Annotated in this window: 16 protein-coding genes; 9 read left to right on the top strand and 7 right to left on the bottom strand. The window is 39.0% G+C overall.

Going from position 1 to position 17,553, the window contains the following annotated elements; all coding sequences use genetic code 11:
- Window positions 1-5 precede the first annotated feature (5 nt).
- The 3 genes from hemH to ACOMC3_RS18695 are packed head-to-tail and all read right to left on the bottom strand — an operon-like array spanning window position 6 to window position 2,274.
- Complete coding sequence (gene hemH, locus ACOMC3_RS18705) at window positions 6-1,016, bottom strand: ferrochelatase (RefSeq protein ID WP_420317417.1); 1,011 nt, start codon at window positions 1,014-1,016, stop codon at window positions 6-8.
- Between the two features lie 7 nt (window positions 1,017-1,023).
- Window positions 1,024-1,614, bottom strand: coding sequence for a VTT domain-containing protein (locus tag ACOMC3_RS18700; protein WP_420317416.1), 591 nt, complete (start codon window positions 1,612-1,614; stop codon window positions 1,024-1,026).
- Window positions 1,615-1,641: 27 nt separating this feature from the next.
- On the bottom strand, window positions 1,642-2,274 hold the full coding sequence (locus ACOMC3_RS18695; RefSeq protein WP_420317415.1) for a hypothetical protein: 633 nt from the start codon (window positions 2,272-2,274) through the stop codon (window positions 1,642-1,644).
- Between the two features lie 71 nt (window positions 2,275-2,345).
- Here ACOMC3_RS18695 and recJ point away from each other — a divergent pair, with 71 nt between their 5' ends.
- From recJ to ACOMC3_RS18670, 5 genes are all read left to right on the top strand, one after another.
- Window positions 2,346-4,043 carry a single-stranded-DNA-specific exonuclease RecJ gene (recJ, locus tag ACOMC3_RS18690; protein ID WP_420317414.1) on the top strand — a complete coding sequence of 566 codons (1,698 nt, stop codon included), beginning with the start codon at window positions 2,346-2,348 and terminating at the stop codon, window positions 4,041-4,043.
- 14 nt (window positions 4,044-4,057) lie between these two features.
- On the top strand, window positions 4,058-4,789 hold the full coding sequence (gene lptB / locus ACOMC3_RS18685; RefSeq protein ID WP_420317413.1) for an LPS export ABC transporter ATP-binding protein: 732 nt from the start codon (window positions 4,058-4,060) through the stop codon (window positions 4,787-4,789).
- Window positions 4,790-4,801: 12 nt separating this feature from the next.
- Window positions 4,802-6,328: a GH3 auxin-responsive promoter family protein gene (locus tag ACOMC3_RS18680; protein ID WP_420317412.1), complete on the top strand. Its 1,527-nt coding sequence runs from the start codon at window positions 4,802-4,804 to the stop codon at window positions 6,326-6,328.
- Window positions 6,329-6,432: 104 nt separating this feature from the next.
- Window positions 6,433-6,723, top strand: coding sequence for a hypothetical protein (locus ACOMC3_RS18675; RefSeq protein WP_420317411.1), 291 nt, complete (start codon window positions 6,433-6,435; stop codon window positions 6,721-6,723).
- Between the two features lie 44 nt (window positions 6,724-6,767).
- On the top strand, window positions 6,768-8,354 hold the full coding sequence (locus tag ACOMC3_RS18670; protein WP_420317410.1) for a SulP family inorganic anion transporter: 1,587 nt from the start codon (window positions 6,768-6,770) through the stop codon (window positions 8,352-8,354).
- 37 nt (window positions 8,355-8,391) lie between these two features.
- On the opposite strand, the gene ACOMC3_RS18665 is transcribed toward ACOMC3_RS18670, so the two are convergent.
- Complete coding sequence (locus ACOMC3_RS18665) at window positions 8,392-9,417, bottom strand: RluA family pseudouridine synthase (RefSeq protein WP_420317409.1); 1,026 nt, start codon at window positions 9,415-9,417, stop codon at window positions 8,392-8,394.
- A gap of 17 nt (window positions 9,418-9,434) precedes the next feature.
- Between ACOMC3_RS18665 and ACOMC3_RS18660 the strand changes: the two genes are divergently transcribed.
- From ACOMC3_RS18660 to ACOMC3_RS18650, 3 genes are read left to right on the top strand one after another with little or no spacing between them, the layout of a single operon-like run.
- Window positions 9,435-10,334 (top strand): 1-aminocyclopropane-1-carboxylate deaminase/D-cysteine desulfhydrase, encoded by a 900-nt coding sequence (locus tag ACOMC3_RS18660; protein WP_420317408.1) that lies wholly within the window; start codon window positions 9,435-9,437, stop codon window positions 10,332-10,334.
- A 28-nt stretch (window positions 10,335-10,362) separates the two neighbouring features.
- Window positions 10,363-11,964, top strand: coding sequence for a hypothetical protein (locus ACOMC3_RS18655; protein ID WP_420317407.1), 1,602 nt, complete (start codon window positions 10,363-10,365; stop codon window positions 11,962-11,964).
- Window positions 11,965-13,506 carry a DUF5723 family protein gene (locus ACOMC3_RS18650; protein ID WP_420317406.1) on the top strand — a complete coding sequence of 514 codons (1,542 nt, stop codon included), beginning with the start codon at window positions 11,965-11,967 and terminating at the stop codon, window positions 13,504-13,506.
- Between the two features lies 1 nt (window position 13,507).
- Here the strand turns inward: ACOMC3_RS18650 and ACOMC3_RS18645 are convergent, their stop codons facing one another.
- From ACOMC3_RS18645 to radA, 3 genes are read right to left on the bottom strand one after another with little or no spacing between them, the layout of a single operon-like run.
- Complete coding sequence (locus ACOMC3_RS18645; protein ID WP_420317405.1) at window positions 13,508-14,230, bottom strand: class I SAM-dependent methyltransferase; 723 nt, start codon at window positions 14,228-14,230, stop codon at window positions 13,508-13,510.
- Window positions 14,227-14,868: a 7-cyano-7-deazaguanine synthase gene (locus tag ACOMC3_RS18640; protein ID WP_420317404.1), complete on the bottom strand. Its 642-nt coding sequence runs from the start codon at window positions 14,866-14,868 to the stop codon at window positions 14,227-14,229. The genes ACOMC3_RS18645 and ACOMC3_RS18640 overlap by 4 nt, the downstream gene beginning before the upstream one ends.
- On the bottom strand, window positions 14,869-16,224 hold the full coding sequence (gene radA, locus ACOMC3_RS18635) for a DNA repair protein RadA (RefSeq protein WP_420317403.1): 1,356 nt from the start codon (window positions 16,222-16,224) through the stop codon (window positions 14,869-14,871).
- Between the two features lie 52 nt (window positions 16,225-16,276).
- On the opposite strand from radA, the gene glyA reads away from it, so the two are divergent.
- Window positions 16,277-17,551, top strand: a complete 1,275-nt coding sequence (gene glyA, locus ACOMC3_RS18630; RefSeq protein WP_420317402.1) for a serine hydroxymethyltransferase — start codon at window positions 16,277-16,279, stop codon at window positions 17,549-17,551.
- Window positions 17,552-17,553: the final 2 nt, after the last annotated feature.

Raw genomic sequence — 17,553 nt, 5'->3', positions numbered from 1 at the left:
CAGGTTTATTGCGTTGCTAATCCCTTCAGACACTCAATCCATTTATCTTCTGCATTCAAGCTTGGAACCAAATCCCATTTCTTGCCACCTTCTTCAATGAATTGTTCCTTGTACTCCTGACCCACTTCTATGGTGGTTTCAAGACAGTCAGACACAAATGCGGGTGAAAATGCCAGCACTTTTTTCTTTCCGTCTTTGGCAAGGGCTTTCAAAGTATCCTCGGTATAAGGCTTCACCCATGGGTCTTTGCCTAATCGGGATTGGAAGCAAACTGTGTAGTCTTCTTCTTTGATCCCTAGCTTCGACGCAACTAATCGTGTGGTTTCAAAACATTGAGCCCTGTAGCAGTAACGATTGTGTTCATTTAGTGTACTGCAACATTTCCCCAGCTGACAATGATCTCCGTAAGATCCTTTTCTAATTTGTCGCTCCGGCAATCCATGGTAACTAAAGATGTAATGATCATAGTCCTCTTTGTCCATCCACTTCTTACCCTGGTCACAAATTGTTTCAATGAAGAGTTCTTCCTCCAAAAACTGTGAGGTGAATTTGATTTCAGGAATAATCTGCCAAGAGCTGGTAATTTCCATCACCCTATCTATCACAGAACCTGTTGTTGCTGATGCATACTGTGGGAAAAGAGGGATGACATGTAGACTGGCTACCTCCTCTTTTTGGAATTCTTTTAGAACGGATTGTAATGATGGATTTTGATACCTCATTGCAAACTTTACTGAATACTCTTCTGACAGCTTCTTAGCTAGTAAGTCAGTAATATCTTCTGTATAGTACTTGAGTGGTGAACCTCGTTCATCCCAAAGCTTGCGGTATTCTGCAGCAGATTTTGGCGATCTGAATGGGGCAATGATTCCCTGAACCAACAGAAAGCGAGGGAAGGCAGGGATATCGATGACGCGTTTGTCCATCAGGAACTCACGCAAATATTTTCTAACATCCGATACTTTTGTGGAATCAGGTGTGCCCAGATTGACCAACAATACTCCCTTTTTCTTCATAGATACATTAGAGAATATTGGCTTCCCAGATCACTATTCCATAGGCCAGAAACCTAAGAAATCGGAAGAGAGAAAACCAAAGATATTTTTTAAATGAATAATGCACTGATCCTACCAACATTGCAATTCCTGAGAACGGCAAGGGTGTCAGCGCTGCTACTACGACCAAAAAACCACCATAATTGTTTAGGTGCTTTTCAAACTTGCCAAACACTCGAATTTTCATGATGCGATAAAAACGAGTGTTTTTTAGATATGCTCCTATTCCAAAACCAATTATACCTGCCACATATGAGATGGCTGATAGTGCAATAATATTGTTGACGTAAAGAAGCAGATCTTCTCCTCTCAATGACCAGATCATGAAAAATTCAGGAGGTATTATACCGAAGATTACTTCTGAGGCAAGAAAAATCAAGTAAACGATGGTTGGCCGATCGTATACTGGACCAAGGACTGTCTCCATGGAGAAGTCATAATTTTTTCTTGCATAAATGAATGCAATAACAATTACGGCAAGCCACAAGAATCCCCTGAGAAGATTTCTAATTAGAAACCTTCGCTTGTCAGGCAGTTCTTTTTCAGTTTTGGGGCTCATGTTTGATGCTAAACTGGAATTGCAAAACTATTGTTCCTTTTCCTTTTGTTCAGTATCCTTTTTCACTTTGGATTTAGAAAAAGATACTTTCCAATAAGGGTCTTCAAGCTCAGTATATCTACCATAAAATTGAGTCAGCATAATTTTTACAGCATAGTTGAGTCTATTCAAGGCATCCTGATAGTAGTCTTGTCTGTTTTTGGGGTGATAGATGAAAAATTTTATGACCGGGAAAGCACAGGTTCTGAAATCCCCAAGAATTTTCTTTACATCCGCTTTCTCTTTTTCCAGAGACTTTGTTGCTTTTGCACAGCAACTACCAATGCCTTTAATTAAGGGAATGTAAATCTGATTTGACGGTTTATTTTGTTCTTCAAGTTCAGCGCATGCTTCTTCACAAAATGCTTGTAAAATTCTTATTGAGGGAATGCTCATGGAAGCTTCCGTGAAAACATCCGGTTGCCACAAAATTTCCCTGAACGTAAATAACGATGGTAGTAGCTCCGTATCGTATGAATCATCATCTTTGAGTGCCAACATCATCTCTGTGGTAATGGAATCTACTTTCACTTTGCCTGCGCACAGTGAATAGGACCAACCTTGCTCTTTACTGTTGACCATCTTCAAAAAATTCCATATTTCATTCAGAGCAATTCTCATCCTTGTTCAAGATTAGTGCGACGCTAAAATATTTTTGTCATTTAAATCAGATATTTGCTAGCTTCTAAAATATGGAAAAAAGGTGGGTATATAAAGAAAATCCGGATGCTGCTACTGTTGAGCAGTTGAGCAAAGAAATTAACATCAACGCTTATCTGGCCAAGATTCTTGCTCAGCGAGGGGTCAAAACGTTCGATCAGGCAAAAGAATTTTTTCGACCCTCACTTTCCAGGCTTTACGACCCCTTCCTCATGCTGAATATGGACAAAGCAGTCAATCGGTTAACTGAGGCTGTCTTCAATGAGGAAAAAGTTCTGATTTACGGTGACTATGATGTGGATGGAACTACCTCCATTAGTTTAATCTATCTGTTTCTCAAGCAGTTTACCAATAATCTTGAATTCTATATCCCTGACAGATATTCTGAAGGATATGGCATTTCCGAGAAAGGCATTGATTATGCAATAAATGAAAAGTTTGATTTAATCATTGCGCTTGATTGTGGAGTTAGAGCAATTGAACGGGCCAGGCAAGCTAAAGATGGAGGCGTTGATTTAATCATTTGTGACCATCACCTTCCAGGAGATGAGCTTCCAGATGTCCTTGCCTTGCTTGATCCGAAACAAAAAAATTGTATGTACCCATTTAAGGAACTTTCCGGATGTGGGGTTGGATTCAAATTGCTTCAAGGATTTTGCCAGCAAAATACAATTGAGAAAGATAAGCTCTTTGAATTCCTTGATTTAGTAGCGGTAAGCATTGCCAGTGATATTGTACCTATTGTAGATGAGAATAGAATATTGGCATATTATGGTCTTAAGAAATTAAATCAATCTCCATCTGCAGGTTTGAAATCGCTCATCGAAATTTCAGGCAAGAAAAATGAGTTCTCCATTTCAGATGTTGTCTTTTCAATAGGCCCCAGAATCAATGCCGCTGGACGATTAACTCATGCAAAAGAGAGTGTCAATCTTTTGATTGGAGACTCGACTCAAACGGATACATTCGCTGATAATCTTAATGACAGAAATAAAGAACGCAGAGAATTTGATCAGACCATAACTGCAGAAGCGCTGGAGATGATTTCTGCTTTTGAGGAAGATAGAAAATCCACCGTTTTGTTTAAAGAGGATTGGCATAAAGGGGTTATTGGGATTGTAGCATCCAGATGTATCGAACACTTCCACAGGCCTACCATCATCCTCACGAAATCCAATGGAAAAGCTACCGGATCTGCCCGATCAGTTGATGGATTTGATGTGCATGATGCCATCTCTGAATGTTCTGATCTACTGGAACAATTTGGTGGACATACACATGCAGCGGGCCTAACATTACCGGTAGATAACGTTGAAAAATTCATTGACCGATTCGAAAAAGTCGTTGGCGAACGAATTCTTCCTGAGCAATTAATCCCGAAAGTTGAAATAGACACAGAAATCCCTTTATCAGCAATTAATTTCAAGACTTACAACATCATGAATCAAATGGGGCCATTTGGTCCTCAGAACATGGCGCCCGTCTTTGGCACAAAAAATGTTTACGTGGATACAACTCCGAAAGTGATTAAGGATAAGCACATCAAAGGATTCGTACATGCTGAAAACAGCACGAAGCTTTTTGAGTTTATTGGATTCAATATGGCAGATAAAATTGCCAATCTGAAAATCGGTGAGCCCTTTCATATTGCCTATCATTTGGAGGAAAATAATTACCTGGGAAACAAGTCGCTGATTTTGAATCTCAAGGATGTAAAATTTGATGCATAACTTGCAGCTCGTTTATGGAATTACGTGCAGAACATCTCGTTAAGAAATACAAAAAAAGAAAGGTCGTAAATGACATTTCCGTTTCAGTGAAAACGGGAGAAATCGTTGGTCTACTCGGACCAAATGGTGCAGGGAAAACAACCTCTTTCTACATGATTGTAGGTTTGATAAAACCAAATGAAGGGCATATCTATCTGGATCAGGAAGATATAACCGAATTACCCATGTACAGAAGAGCCAAAAAAGGCATTGGATATCTTGCTCAAGAAGCTTCGGTATTTAGAAAATTAAGTGTGGAAGACAACATACTTGCAGTTCTCGAGATGACTGGAAAAAGTAAGCAGGAGCAAAAAGAAAAATGTGAAAGTTTGCTTGAAGAATTTAGTTTGACTCATGTTCGAAAGAACCTTGGCCAAGTGCTCTCTGGAGGGGAACGAAGAAGAACGGAGATTGCAAGAGCATTGGCCGTAGATCCAAACTTCGTTCTATTGGATGAGCCATTCGCAGGTGTAGATCCCATTGCAGTAGAAGAAATTCAGACCATCGTTGCTCAGTTGAAAAATAAGAATATTGGTATCCTTATAACAGATCATAATGTCAATGAGACACTCTCCATCACAGATCGAGCCTATCTGATGTTTGAAGGAAGGCTACTCAAAGCTGGGACAGCCGAAGAGCTTGCCAATGATGAACAGGTACGGAAAGTTTACCTCGGTAAACATTTTGAGTTAAAAAGGAAGATTTAATAATTTAGGTACATGGAGCTGCTCAATTCGATATTGTCCTGGGTGATGAAGAAGCGTATTCATCAAATTGAGCTATTTATGAAATATCCTCATGAAGTGCAAAACGAGCTGCTTGAGGATTTGGTCAAAAAGTCATCAAAAACCGAATACGGAAAAAAATATGGATTTGGGACGATTGAAAATTATGAGCACTTCAAGAACAAAGTACCAATCGTAAACTATGAAGAGCTTTATCCTTACATCGAGCGATTGATGAAAGGTGAACAAAACTTACTTTGGCCTTCTGAAATTAGATGGTTTGCAAAATCTTCCGGTACTACTAATGCCCGCAGTAAGTTTATCCCCGTCTCTCCCGAAGCGCTGGATGATTGTCATTATAAAGGAGGCAAAGACCTGCTAAGTATCTACTTCAATAATTACCCTGATGCAAAAATGTTTGCGGGTAAAGGACTGGTTATTGGTGGAAGTCATCAAATCAATCAGTTTGATGAAAATTCCAACTCGTATTACGGTGATGTATCTGCGGTTTTATTAAAAAACCTTCCATGGTGGGCCCAAATGGTGCGAACACCCAGCCTGGATATCGCACTTATGGACGAGTGGGAAGATAAAATAGATCGGATGGTGGAAATCACCTCCAATGAAAATGTCACAAACATTTCAGGTGTTCCTACCTGGATGATCATTCTCATTGAGAAAATTCTGGAAAGGAATAAAGTGAATAATCTATTAGAGGTCTGGCCAAACTTGGAAGTCTTTTTTCACGGTGCGGTTTCATTTACACCATATGAAGAGCTTTTTAAAAAATTGATCCCATCCTCAAAGATGCGATACATGGAAACATACAACGCATCAGAAGGATTTTTCGGAATTCAAGATCAAACGGATAGTAAAGACATGCTTTTGATGCTTGACTATGGCATTTTTTATGAATTCGTCCCTTTCAGTGAGCTGGACAATGAAAACCCTCGAACTCTTACACTTGATGAAGTAGAGGTAGGAAAGAATTATGCCATTATAATTACCACCAATGCCGGTCTTTGGAGATATCGTATTGGAGATACGGTTACTTTCACAAGTATCAATCCTTTTAGAATCAAGATTTCCGGACGAACAAAGCATTTTATAAACGCCTTTGGAGAAGAGTTAATAATAGATAATGCGGAAGTGGCAATCGCTGAAGCCTGCAAACGTACAAATGCCACAATTGATAATTTCACGGCAGGTCCCTTATACCTTGATGAAGGTCAGAAAGGGGGGCATGAATGGATTATTGAGTTTACAAAATCACCTGATGACGTTGAGCGCTTCACTAAATTGTTAGATGAAAAATTACGCGAAGTAAATTCTGATTACGATGCTAAACGTTATAAAGATATTGCCTTACAACAACCGACCGTCCACGTTGTTCCACAGCATACCTTTTATAATTGGATGAAATCCAGAGGCAAACTTGGAGGGCAGCATAAAGTGCCGAGGTTAGCCAACAATCGTGAATACCTCGATCAAATAATCGACTTTAGAACACAGTCATCATAAAAATGAGAAAAATTTTCATTGAAAAACCTACATCACTAGGTTTGCGTAAGTGTTTTTGCCAATAACAAAAACATTAATAGAAGTTGGAGGTTCTAACCTGACCCATGAGAAATAGCCTTTTTATACAGTTTTTCGCATTTATTCTCTCTGCTGCCATGCTTGCAGAGGTGAGTTTGCCATTGCAGTTGGCGGATGCTATTTCTATTGAGATTGATTCAGAGACTGAACATGAAGAGAGCAACGAAAAAGAGAAAGAAAAAACAACTCACAATTTAGATTCATCAAAATTTCATGATTACTACAATTCTCAAGGGAAAAAAGTAGCAAGCAATCATGATTCAAATTGGATATCGCCTTCCATTGATTTTATCACCCCACCTCCCGAGTTGATCTGAGTATTTTCATTTTACTATTTACTCAATCGACTTAATTAAATCATATGGATTCTCATAAAACCAGTATATTCAAAAATTTTAAATACGACCTTTCTGCCAGTGTGGTTGTCTTCTTGGTTGCCGTACCTCTTTGCTTAGGTATTGCACTGGCATCAGGTGCGCCTTTATTCTCAGGTGTTATTGCCGGTATCGTTGGTGGAATTATTGTTGGACTAATTAGTGGTTCATCTCTTGGTGTAAGTGGCCCTGCTGCTGGTCTCGCAGTAATTGTCCTTTCTGCCATCCAGGAACTTGAAGCATTTCCAATATTTCTTGCTGCTGTTGTAGTAAGTGGTATCATTCAAATTCTACTTGGAATAAGTAAAGCTGGTATTATAGGATACTATTTTCCTTCGTCTGTAATCAAAGGAATGCTTTCGGCCATTGGTATCATTATTTTCCTTAAACAAATCCCGCATGCAATGGGATATGATGCCGATCCGGAAGGTGATTTGGAATTCTTCCAGCCTGATGGAGAGAATACCTTTTCAGAACTTGTAAACATGATGAATTACATTCAGGAGGGAGCACTTGTAATTTTCGTCATCTCAATGGTTATTCTCATCCTTTGGGAAAGACCGTTTATGAAACGTATTAAAATATTTCAGGTTATTCAGGGTCCTTTGGTGGTTGTAACAGCCGGTATAGTTATTAATCAATTGTTCTCTGGCTCTTCATTATACATTGATCAATCACACATGGTGAGTCTTCCTGTAGCTGGATCATTTTCTGATTTTATTAATCAGTTTACGTTCTTTGATCCTACTGCAATGATTAGAAAAGATGTGCTAATCTTAGGTGCTACCATCGCGGTGGTTGGGTCATTGGAAACTTTGTTGTGTGTGGAAGCAACTGATAAGTTAGACCCACAGAAGAGAATCACACCTACCAATAGAGAACTTTTAGCACAGGGCGTTGGTAATATCTGTTCTGGTATGGTTGGTGGACTTCCAGTTACTCAGGTAATTGTTAGAAGTTCAGCGAATATCCAATCGGGTGGTAAATCAAAGATATCAGCAATCATGCATGGTGTCTTACTACTCATATCAGTAATCGCTATTCCACAGGTTCTTAACCTGATTCCTTTATCTAGCCTTGCGGCTATCCTAATCGTGGTTGGATATAAACTAGCAAAGCCATCTTTATTTAAACAGATGTATGCTGCAGGAAAATCTGAGTTTGTGCCATTTATGGTAACCATTTTAGGAATCATTTTTACAGATCTTCTGATTGGAATTTTGCTCGGTTTAGTCGTGGGTATCTTCCAGATACTTTATAATAATTTCAGAAAACCTTATGTAGTAGAAACGCTTGAAAGTAATGGAACTACCAAGCTTAGATTGGAACTGTCAGAAAATCTAACCTTCCTGAATAAGGCGAGTATCATAGAAACAGTCTCTCACCTTCCTGATGACTCTGAAATCACTATTGATGCTTCCAGGTCTCACTTCATTCACCCGGATATCCTGGAGATTTTGAATGACTTTAAACTCAATGCACAGTATCGAAATATAAAGCTTGTAATTCTAGGATTAGACAAGGAACATGACAATCCATTGAAAGAATTAAAGAAAGCCGCTAAGAAAATGTAATCAGTTAAAGGCCTTCAATTTTTTTGAAGGCCTTTTTTTAGTCTGTATGATCAATGTAGTTTTTCCACTTATCCAAAACAGATGCAAAATCTTCGGGTAAGTCAGAATCCACAAACACGTTTTCTTTTGTAATGGGATGGATAAAACCCAATGTTTTAGCATGAAGTGCTTGCCGCGGAATTATCTTAAAGCAGTTTTGAACGAACTGTTTGTATTTAGTAAATACCGTCCCTTTTACTATCTCTGAACCTCCGTAAGTCTCATCATTAAAAAGGGGATGTCCAAGATACTTCATGTGGGCCCGTATTTGATGTGTCCTCCCAGTTTCAAGATTGCACTTAATCAATGAAACATATCTTAAATCTTCAATAAGCTCATAGTGTGTGACCGCATGGCGACCAAAATCTGCTTCAGGAAACGCAGCTGTAATCCGTCTGTCCTTTAAGCTCCGTCCAACATTTACATCAATAGTTCCCTGTGTTACTTCAGGAACTCCCCAAACCAATGCATAATACGTTCTTTCTATGCTATGATCAAAAAACTGTTTAGCTAGCCCGTTCATTGCCTGTTCAGTTTTGGCAATCACTAAAAGGCCTGAAGTATCCTTGTCTATTCGATGCACTAAGCCCGGTCTTCCGTCATTCCCTTTCATCTCAGGCAGGTTTTTAAAATGATATGCAAGTGCATTTACCAACGTCCCAGACCAATTTTGGTAAGCTGGATGTACCACCATTCCGGCAGGTTTATTCACAATCAATAAATATTGATCTTCAAATACAATATCCAGTGGAATATCCTCTGGAACCAACTCTTCATCTCTTGGAGGCTCTGGAAGCATAACGGAAATTTCATCTCCGGGATGAACTTTATAATTTGGCTTTACATCAAACCCATTAACTTTTACAAACCCATCTTTAATTCCGGCTTGTACTTTATTTCTGGTAACATTTGGCAGTCGATCCATCAAGAACTTATCTATCCGGAGAAGCTCTTGACCTGCATCCACTACTATGTGATGATGCTCATATAAGTCTCCTTCAATTTCATTTGGTTCATCTGTCATAGGTGTAAATTTAAGCGATGGTAAACCTTCCAACACCAACAGAGGAACTCAATCACGCCCTTTTAGAGAAAAAGAAGATTCGCCTATATGTTAAACGAGATGATTTAATTCATCCGGAAATAATGGGTAACAAGTGGAGGAAACTAAAGTATAACCTCCTCAAGATGAAGGAAGAAAGTAAGGACTCATTGATAACAATGGGGGGTGCTTTTAGTAATCACATCGCTGCTACTGCAGCAGCAGCTAAAGAATATGGCATTAAATCCATTGGAATTATAAGAGGAGATGAATTAAAAGTTGACAGCAATCCAACCCTACAAAAGGCACATGCTGACGGAATGCAACTTCAATTTGTATCAAGAGAGGAATACAAGAATCTAAGAGACCATCCAACTTCATTGATCGATTCTTATCCAAACCATTATTATTTACCTGAAGGTGGTACAAATGAGTATGCAATCAGGGGTTGTTCAGAAATACTTGATGAAATTCCTGTACCTTTTGATGTGATGGTCACTCCAATTGGTACTGGCGGGACAATGGTCGGGCTGATTAAATCAGCAGTAAATCAAAAAATAATAGGGGTAAGTTGCCTAAAAGGCAGTTTTATCTACAAGGAAATCAAAAATTTAGTTAAATCAGAAGTGATCAAGAACACCAACTATTCAATTCTTGAAGACTATCATTTTGGTGGGTATGCTAAGACAAATGCAGAATTAATCGACTTTATCAATTGGTTTAAAGAAAACTTCAACATCCAATTAGACCCGATTTATACAGGAAAGACCTTTTTTGGCGTTTGGGATATGATTAAAACCGATAAATTTGAAAAAAATCTTAGAATAGTCCTATTACATACTGGTGGTATACAGGGTATATTAGGGTTTAATCGAAAAAATGAGATTATTATTAATTAAAGCTTAATTTTAGATCAATTTGTCAGCGGTGAAAAAATTTGTGTTAATAGTTGTCTCCGCATCATTGATTGCAGGGTGCAATGTTGGAGACTTAGATTTCGACAATGTCAAGATGCAACCTATCACTGGTGTGTTTAGTTTTCCTTTGGGTGAAACTACTTATATCATGCGTGATTTGCTTGTAAAGCAGACTGACTCCACTGATTTTATGGAGGACAGTACTTCGCTAATCACTCTCCAATATTTTGATACAATCGTATATAATGCACCAAATGATTTCATTCAAATCGATGATATCGTTCAGAATGGAGTTTTAACAGCTCCAGCAAGTCCTGCAGGTACACCGAGGCAAGAGACTTTGTTCGAGTCATTCGATTTGGCCTATAATCCCGTAGGTGGTGAGCAAATTGATTCATTGTTTTATCAAACAGGTGACCTGACCATTGAAACAACATCACAATTATCCGGTACTCTTAATTATTCTTATACCATTGCAAATACTTCTAATATCAACACAAATAATGCAATTGTTATAAATGGCACAATAAATGGGCCGGGGAATGATACACAGACACAATCATTAGTCAATCATAAAACGAAATTAACCGGAGGTGCGAGCAATACATTTTCAGTGATTTTTGATGGAACCGTTGACCTTGCAGCTACCGACAACCTAATCGGCAATGAACAGGTTACGTTCACAATCACATTTGGAAACCAGACGTTCAATCTTATTTATGGAAGGTTTGGTCAAGACTCTATTCAGGTAGGAAATCAATCAATTGATATTGAATTCTTCAGCGAGGCAGAGAGAGAGGGAATTACGTTTGGTAACCCTACAATGACCTTTGATTTTAGAAATTCATTTGGTGTGCCAGTGGCGTTAGATCTTTCAGGAATTAGTGGAGATGATGGGAATGGTGGGAACGTGGTTAATTTGAGTGGAGATGTAGTAAACAATCCTCCTACAATTCAAGGCTCAGATGTTAACTCTCCTGGACCAAATACTGAAGGAGAAACTGCGCAAACCACGATAGAAGTTAATCGATCTAATTCGAATATTATCAAACTTTTCGGTTCATCTCCAGCAAGACTGAATTTTGACGTGTCCGGAATATCTAACGCCTCAGACCCAAGCCAATTAAATTATCTCCAACCAACCAGCCAGATCACTGCATATGTAGGCATGAATATCCCAATGGAGATACAGTTAGAAAACATGCAAGAAACAGGCTATTTTGATTTAGATGGTGGTATTGATCTTAAAAATGTTGATTCAGCTTTTGTACGAGTAGTCACCATAAATGGATTACCATTCTCTGCTTTAGTTAATTTAGAAATTCAGGACGCTGATAGTGCTACACTTTTCACCATTACTGACAATGTTGTTATGGTTGCTCCATTCATTAATGTTAATGGAGAAGTTACTGACCCAAATGGCGTCACCGCAGATATACCTCTATCTCCTGAAGGCGTTGAAGCATTATCCGCAGGTTCACATATCTTAATTACATTAACGCTTAATACACCTGTTAGTCAAACATCAAGAGAAATCTATGTCAAAATTCTGGCAGATTATCAACTTACGCTTAAAGTAGGTATTGGTGGAAAACTGAACCTGGACCTTTAGATGAGAAAATTCTCAATCACCATATTGCTCCTGACCTTAGCATGCCTAGTAAATGCACAAACAAGTGTTTCATTCCAGCATTTAGGTAATGCCACATTTCAGAATAATTTAATAAACCCTTCGCTTATTCCGGAGGGAAAGTTATTTATTGGATTACCGGTGCTCTCGGGTGTTCACTTACATGTAAACAACAAGGTGAGTTATAATGAAGTGTTTACTAAAGAAGCAGATAGAATAGAGGTAGATGTTGATAAAATTCTTAGTAACCTGCAGCGTCAAAACACACTCAGTGTCAAAGCGAATATCAACCTTTTGCATATTGGATATAGGCTTGATGCTGGCCCTCTTTTAAGCTTAACCATTAATGAGCGGGTAGATTTTGATTTTGTTTATTCTGAAGAGCTTGTAGACTATGTCTTTAAAGGCAATACTAATTTCCTAAATCAAAAAGTGAAAATTTCAAATGCTGGATCTGTAGGAACTCATTTTAGGGAGTTTGGTTTAGGATTGGCGGCTCCAGTGAATGATCAGTTTACTTTTGGTGTGAGGGGTAAATTTTTAATTGGCTTTGCGAATGTCAGCACACCTGGGAATTTTAAGGCTCAAATCACATCGAATGGAGAGGCTTTCCAAGTAGACGCTAACTGGAAAAATGCTACGCTAAGATCCTCTGGTAAAGACATCTACTCTGGAGATGAGGGAGACCTTGGATCTCACTTAATTTTCAATGGAAACAAGGGGGTAGCTTTTGATATCGGTGGTACTTATAAACTAAATAGATATTACACTTTAACCGGATCCATAGTAGACATAGGATTTATTAATTGGAAAGAGGATATTGAGAACCGAAGTTTAAATGATACCACTTTTATCTACAGCGGGGTAGATCTTGCAGATTTAGACAATATTACCCAAACACTGGAAGACTCATTGTTTGATAAATTCGAACCCACTGAAAATTCTAATCCGTACAGAAGCTGGCTCCCTGTTACAGCACAAGGAAGTTGGATATATCATTACAGTCCTAAGATTGATTTCTACGTGACTGGTGGTTCAAGGCTTGTACAAAGACAGATTAAAATGCTGTATGGGGGTGGAGTTACCTATAAGTTTGGTAGGGCTTTTACTGCATCTGCTAGTGCCACTAAATTACCTCAGCAGTTTTTTAACATAGGTGCAGCGCTGACTGCAAGAGGCGGTCCTGTACAAATGTATTTGGCAGCAGACCAAGTGGTGAATTTCTCAGTGCCTGATGCAAAGGCTTTTGACTTTAGGTTTGGTATGAGTTTTGTCATAGGAAGAAGAGCTTCAACGCAACCCGAAAGTGGACTTTCAAGAGGTCCTATTGCAGGTGCAAAAGGACTTGATACAAACGTATTCTTAGGGAAAAAGGTAAAAACCAAAAAAAGAGATGGGATTTATTCCATCATCAAACGTCAGAAGCGAAGAGAGCTTAAAAACAAGCGTACCCAACGTGACACGAGTGTGGACAAAAAGAGTCTTAATGGGCGAACAGGTAAGAAAAATACTGATGAACAATAGCTTAAGACTTACTACATAATAAGTAGCTTAAACCCCATTTAATACCTAATAATCCCTCTTTCTCAACCACACCCAAATCAATGACTGCCTTTTCCAAAAGGTCGTCCGGTGGTTGCAAATCGAGTCTGAAAAGAAGCCTGAAAAAATCCTTGGCTGAATCCAAATCTTCAAATGTCCAGAGGTATTCTTCCTTCTTTTTTTCAACTTGAAATCCTGAATTTATTATTTCATCCTGGTCGTTATCGCAAATGAATTTCCCTCGATGGCCCATGCTATTCCATTCATCAACAAAACCATTTAGAAAATCAGCAATTGCTGTTCCTTCATTCACATCGGCAATGATCATTTGCCCTTTATTTTTAAGGACACGATTCATTTCTAAATAAAATGATGATCTCTCTGTAATATGGTGCAGGGCAGCTAGACTAACGACCCAATCCACTGAGTTAGTTTTAAGATCAATTTTTGACTCTTTGCACTTTCTAATATCGTGATGACCATCTTCAAATTCCCCTGAAAAATCATATGCCAGGTAATTGATGTTAGTTAGAAATCTACTCAGATAGCCTCCCCCAGCAGGAATATCTAGCAGAGTCATTCCATTCTTGATATCTAAATGATCAACAGTTGCTTTAAATTCCTGATCTCTGGCATTTGGGTATTTCTCCATGGCCATGTGATAGGACTTTCCTCTTTCATTGAATATTTCTTCATAGCTGCTCATAAAATGAGCTCATTTACCTCTTTACATGTATGACAGTTGCCACAGGGTTTTGGCTCTTTACCCTTTTGATAAATAGGACGTCTACACCACCAAGTATTTTCTCTGACTTCCTTAGGTAGAAAATCCCATATTTCCTTTTTCTCAAAATCAACAACGGGGAAGATATACTCAGGTAGGCGATCTTTTTCGAGGGCTAAAACACTTTTAAATATTGATTGAGCTCTTTTCATCCGCAACATAAAATTATCTCCACCAGAGTCAACATCAGTTTTGGTACGACCCATTGCAACACGCCCAATGTCTTTTCTAGCAGCACAAATATTAGCTCCCATAAATGCACACACATCCATATCAAATGGAAACCTATTGGCTTGTAAGGGCGCAAAGCCTGTAGTATTAAAGATACTTTCCGTAACCAAAAACTCTCTGTCTGAATGTTCTTTATAGTATTTCAGAATCTTTTTAACAGCGGAGGCTTCTGCCAAGGCGCGATTCTCACGATTAAAAATGTGAATATGTTGAACAATCAACGGATGCTCTAAGTATTCACTATCCGTCATGAGTTTATGCAACACTCCTGTGGAATCAATACCGCCAGAAAACATGCAAAGTATGGATGATTTTTTTGAAGCTGTCACTTAGAAAAGTTGTCTAAATGTGTCGCTAAGTTTAGCAAAAGAATTGACTTTTATTTTAAACTGATTAAGGTCTTTGGCCTTTAAATTATGTTTCGAAATATAAATTTCTTTGAATCCCAGCTTTTCAGCTTCATTGATTCTGTTTTCGATTCGATTAACAGGCCTTATCTCACCTCCTAAGCCCACTTCAGCAGCAAAGCACACCTCTTCTCCGATTGGGGCATCTTCGAAAGATGAAAATATAGCCGAACATATCGCTAAATCCAGTGCTGTATCTTGTACCTTCAATCCTCCGGCTATGTTTAGGAAAACATCTTGCGTACTCAATCGAATACCCAATCGCTTTTCCATTACAGCCAACAGCATGGTAAGCCTTTTGTAATCATACCCCGTCGTACTTCGTTGTGGGTTTCCATAACTGGTGGGGCTCACTAACGCTTGCGTTTCCAAGATCAATGGTCTGTTTCCTTCCAAAGTCGCACCCAATGCAATTCCGCTCAGTCCTGGTTCTCTTGGAGAGATTAGAATCTCAGATGGATTTGTAACTTCTCGTAAACCATTTGCATTCATCTCAAACATCCCAAGTTCTGAAGTAGAACCGAATCTGTTTTTAATGGTTCTTAAAATTCGATATGATAAATGTCGATCTCCTTCAAACTGAAGTACAGTATCTACCATGTGTTCCAAAACCTTAGGTCCCGCTATTGCCCCATCTTTGTTTACATGCCCGATTAGGAACACAGGAACCCCTTTTTGCTTTGCAAACTTCATCAACTGACCCGTGCATTCTTTCACTTGAGATATAGAACCTATTGCTGCTTCTATTCTATCAGAATGCAAGGTTTGAATGGAATCAATAATCAGGATATCTGGCATCAAACTTTCTGCTTGTCTGAGCACTTCTGATAAACTTGTTTCAGCAAACAAAAAACAATTTTCAGAGGTAGTGCCAATTCGTTCCGCTCGCATTTTTATCTGGTGCGCACTTTCCTCACCAGAGACATAAAGGGTCTTGTTTGGCAACTTTATCGCCATTTGTAGCATGATGGTTGATTTTCCAATACCTGGCTCACCACCAACTAAAACCAATGAACCATCAACGATACCTCCACCTAAAACACGATCCAATTCTGACATTCCAGTTGGTAATCTTTCTTTAGGCGTATCTTGGCCTGCTTCATTGATATTTATAGGTTTAGATTTTTCTGAAGTAAAATCCACGCCTCCCGAAGGAGATTTTGAGACCACCTCCTCTACATAAGTGTTCCACTCCCCACAAGCTGGACATTTCCCTACCCATTTGGCTGACTCTGCTCCACAGGACTGACAATAAAAAACTGATTTTGTTTTGGCCATATTCGATTGTGAATACGGCTAAGATATAAACAGTCTAAGTTAATTTTGGGCCATGCAAAAAGATCAGAAAGTTTTTGACTTAATCAAGGCTGAAGAAAAACGTCAGATTGAAGGAATAGAGCTGATAGCCTCAGAAAATATTGTTTCACCGCAAGTGCAAGAGGCTGCTGGAAGTGTCTTGACTAATAAATATGCAGAAGGACTCCCAGGTAAAAGGTACTATGGAGGTTGTGAAGTAGTAGATGAAATTGAGGATCTGGCAAGGGAACGAGCAAAAGAGCTCTTTGGAGCTACTTGGGCCAACGTACAGCCGCACTCTGGAGCTCAAGCAAATGCAGCTGTAATGCTTGCATGCCTTAATGCTGGCGATGAAATACTTGGTTTCGATCTTTCGCATGGTGGTCACCTTACACATGGTTCAGGTGTAAACTTTTCAGGTAAGCTCTATAAACCAAATTTCTACGGAGTAGAAAAAGAATCAGGTCTTATAGATTATGATCAATTAGAAAATGTTGCTCGAGAAAAGCAACCTAAGATGATCATTTGTGGAGCATCGGCTTACAGCAGGGATTGGGATTATGAGCGCTTTAGAGCCATCGCAGATGAGGTTGGAGCAATTCTACTAGCTGACGTTTCACATCCTTCCGGATTAATTGCGAGGGGACTTTTGAATGATCCGTTGGAATATTGTCATATTGTTACTACAACAACACACAAGACATTGAGAGGGCCCAGGGGAGGAATGATTTTAGTCCGAGATGATATTGACAACCCATGGGGACTCAAGACACCAAAAGGTGTGGTGAGAAAGTTAAGCTCCTTACTCGATTCTGGCGTATTTCCAGGAACTCAAGGCGGACCACTGGAGCACATCATTGCTGCAAAAGCAGTGGCTTTTGGGGAGGCACTTTCTGACGATTACATGAATTATTTACTTCAGGTGAAGAAAAATGCAGCAGTAATGGCTGATGCCTTTGTTAAGAAAGGATATGACGTGATTTCTGAGGGGACCGATAACCACCTGATGTTGATTGATCTTCGCTCAAAAGATATCACTGGAAAAGATGCGGAAAATTCATTGATCAAAGCAGATATTACTGTTAACAAAAACATGGTGCCATTTGATGACAAAAGTCCATTTGTGACATCAGGTATGCGAATCGGTACACCAGCAGTGACTACTCGTGGTTTGATGGAAGATGATATGACGAAAATTGTAGATTTAATAGATGCTGTGATCACCAATAAAGGCAATGAAAACAAAATTTCTGAAGTAAAAGCCGAGGTGAACAACTGGATGTCTAAATTCCCACTTTTTAAAGGATAATA

It is taken from the genome of Ekhidna sp., from assembly GCF_965212185.1.
Classification (GTDB): domain Bacteria; phylum Bacteroidota; class Bacteroidia; order Cytophagales; family Cyclobacteriaceae; genus Ekhidna.
Note: the sequence above shows the minus strand (reverse complement) of the source record. Positions and strands in the feature narration are given on the sequence as shown.

Coding starts and splice junctions, on each gene's coding strand:
- hemH (WP_420317417.1), bottom strand. CDS start 1,016: ATGAAGAAAAAGGGAGTATTGTTGGTCAATCTGGGCACACCTGATTCC.
- ACOMC3_RS18700 (WP_420317416.1), bottom strand. CDS start 1,614: ATGAGCCCCAAAACTGAAAAAGAACTGCCTGACAAGCGAAGGTTTCTA.
- ACOMC3_RS18695 (WP_420317415.1), bottom strand. CDS start 2,274: ATGAGAATTGCTCTGAATGAAATATGGAATTTTTTGAAGATGGTCAAC.
- recJ (WP_420317414.1), top strand. CDS start 2,346: ATGGAAAAAAGGTGGGTATATAAAGAAAATCCGGATGCTGCTACTGTT.
- lptB (WP_420317413.1), top strand. CDS start 4,058: ATGGAATTACGTGCAGAACATCTCGTTAAGAAATACAAAAAAAGAAAG.
- ACOMC3_RS18680 (WP_420317412.1), top strand. CDS start 4,802: ATGGAGCTGCTCAATTCGATATTGTCCTGGGTGATGAAGAAGCGTATT.
- ACOMC3_RS18675 (WP_420317411.1), top strand. CDS start 6,433: ATGAGAAATAGCCTTTTTATACAGTTTTTCGCATTTATTCTCTCTGCT.
- ACOMC3_RS18670 (WP_420317410.1), top strand. CDS start 6,768: ATGGATTCTCATAAAACCAGTATATTCAAAAATTTTAAATACGACCTT.
- ACOMC3_RS18665 (WP_420317409.1), bottom strand. CDS start 9,417: ATGACAGATGAACCAAATGAAATTGAAGGAGACTTATATGAGCATCAT.
- ACOMC3_RS18660 (WP_420317408.1), top strand. CDS start 9,435: ATGGTAAACCTTCCAACACCAACAGAGGAACTCAATCACGCCCTTTTA.
- ACOMC3_RS18650 (WP_420317406.1), top strand. CDS start 11,965: ATGAGAAAATTCTCAATCACCATATTGCTCCTGACCTTAGCATGCCTA.
- ACOMC3_RS18645 (WP_420317405.1), bottom strand. CDS start 14,230: ATGAGCAGCTATGAAGAAATATTCAATGAAAGAGGAAAGTCCTATCAC.
- radA (WP_420317403.1), bottom strand. CDS start 16,224: ATGGCCAAAACAAAATCAGTTTTTTATTGTCAGTCCTGTGGAGCAGAG.
- glyA (WP_420317402.1), top strand. CDS start 16,277: ATGCAAAAAGATCAGAAAGTTTTTGACTTAATCAAGGCTGAAGAAAAA.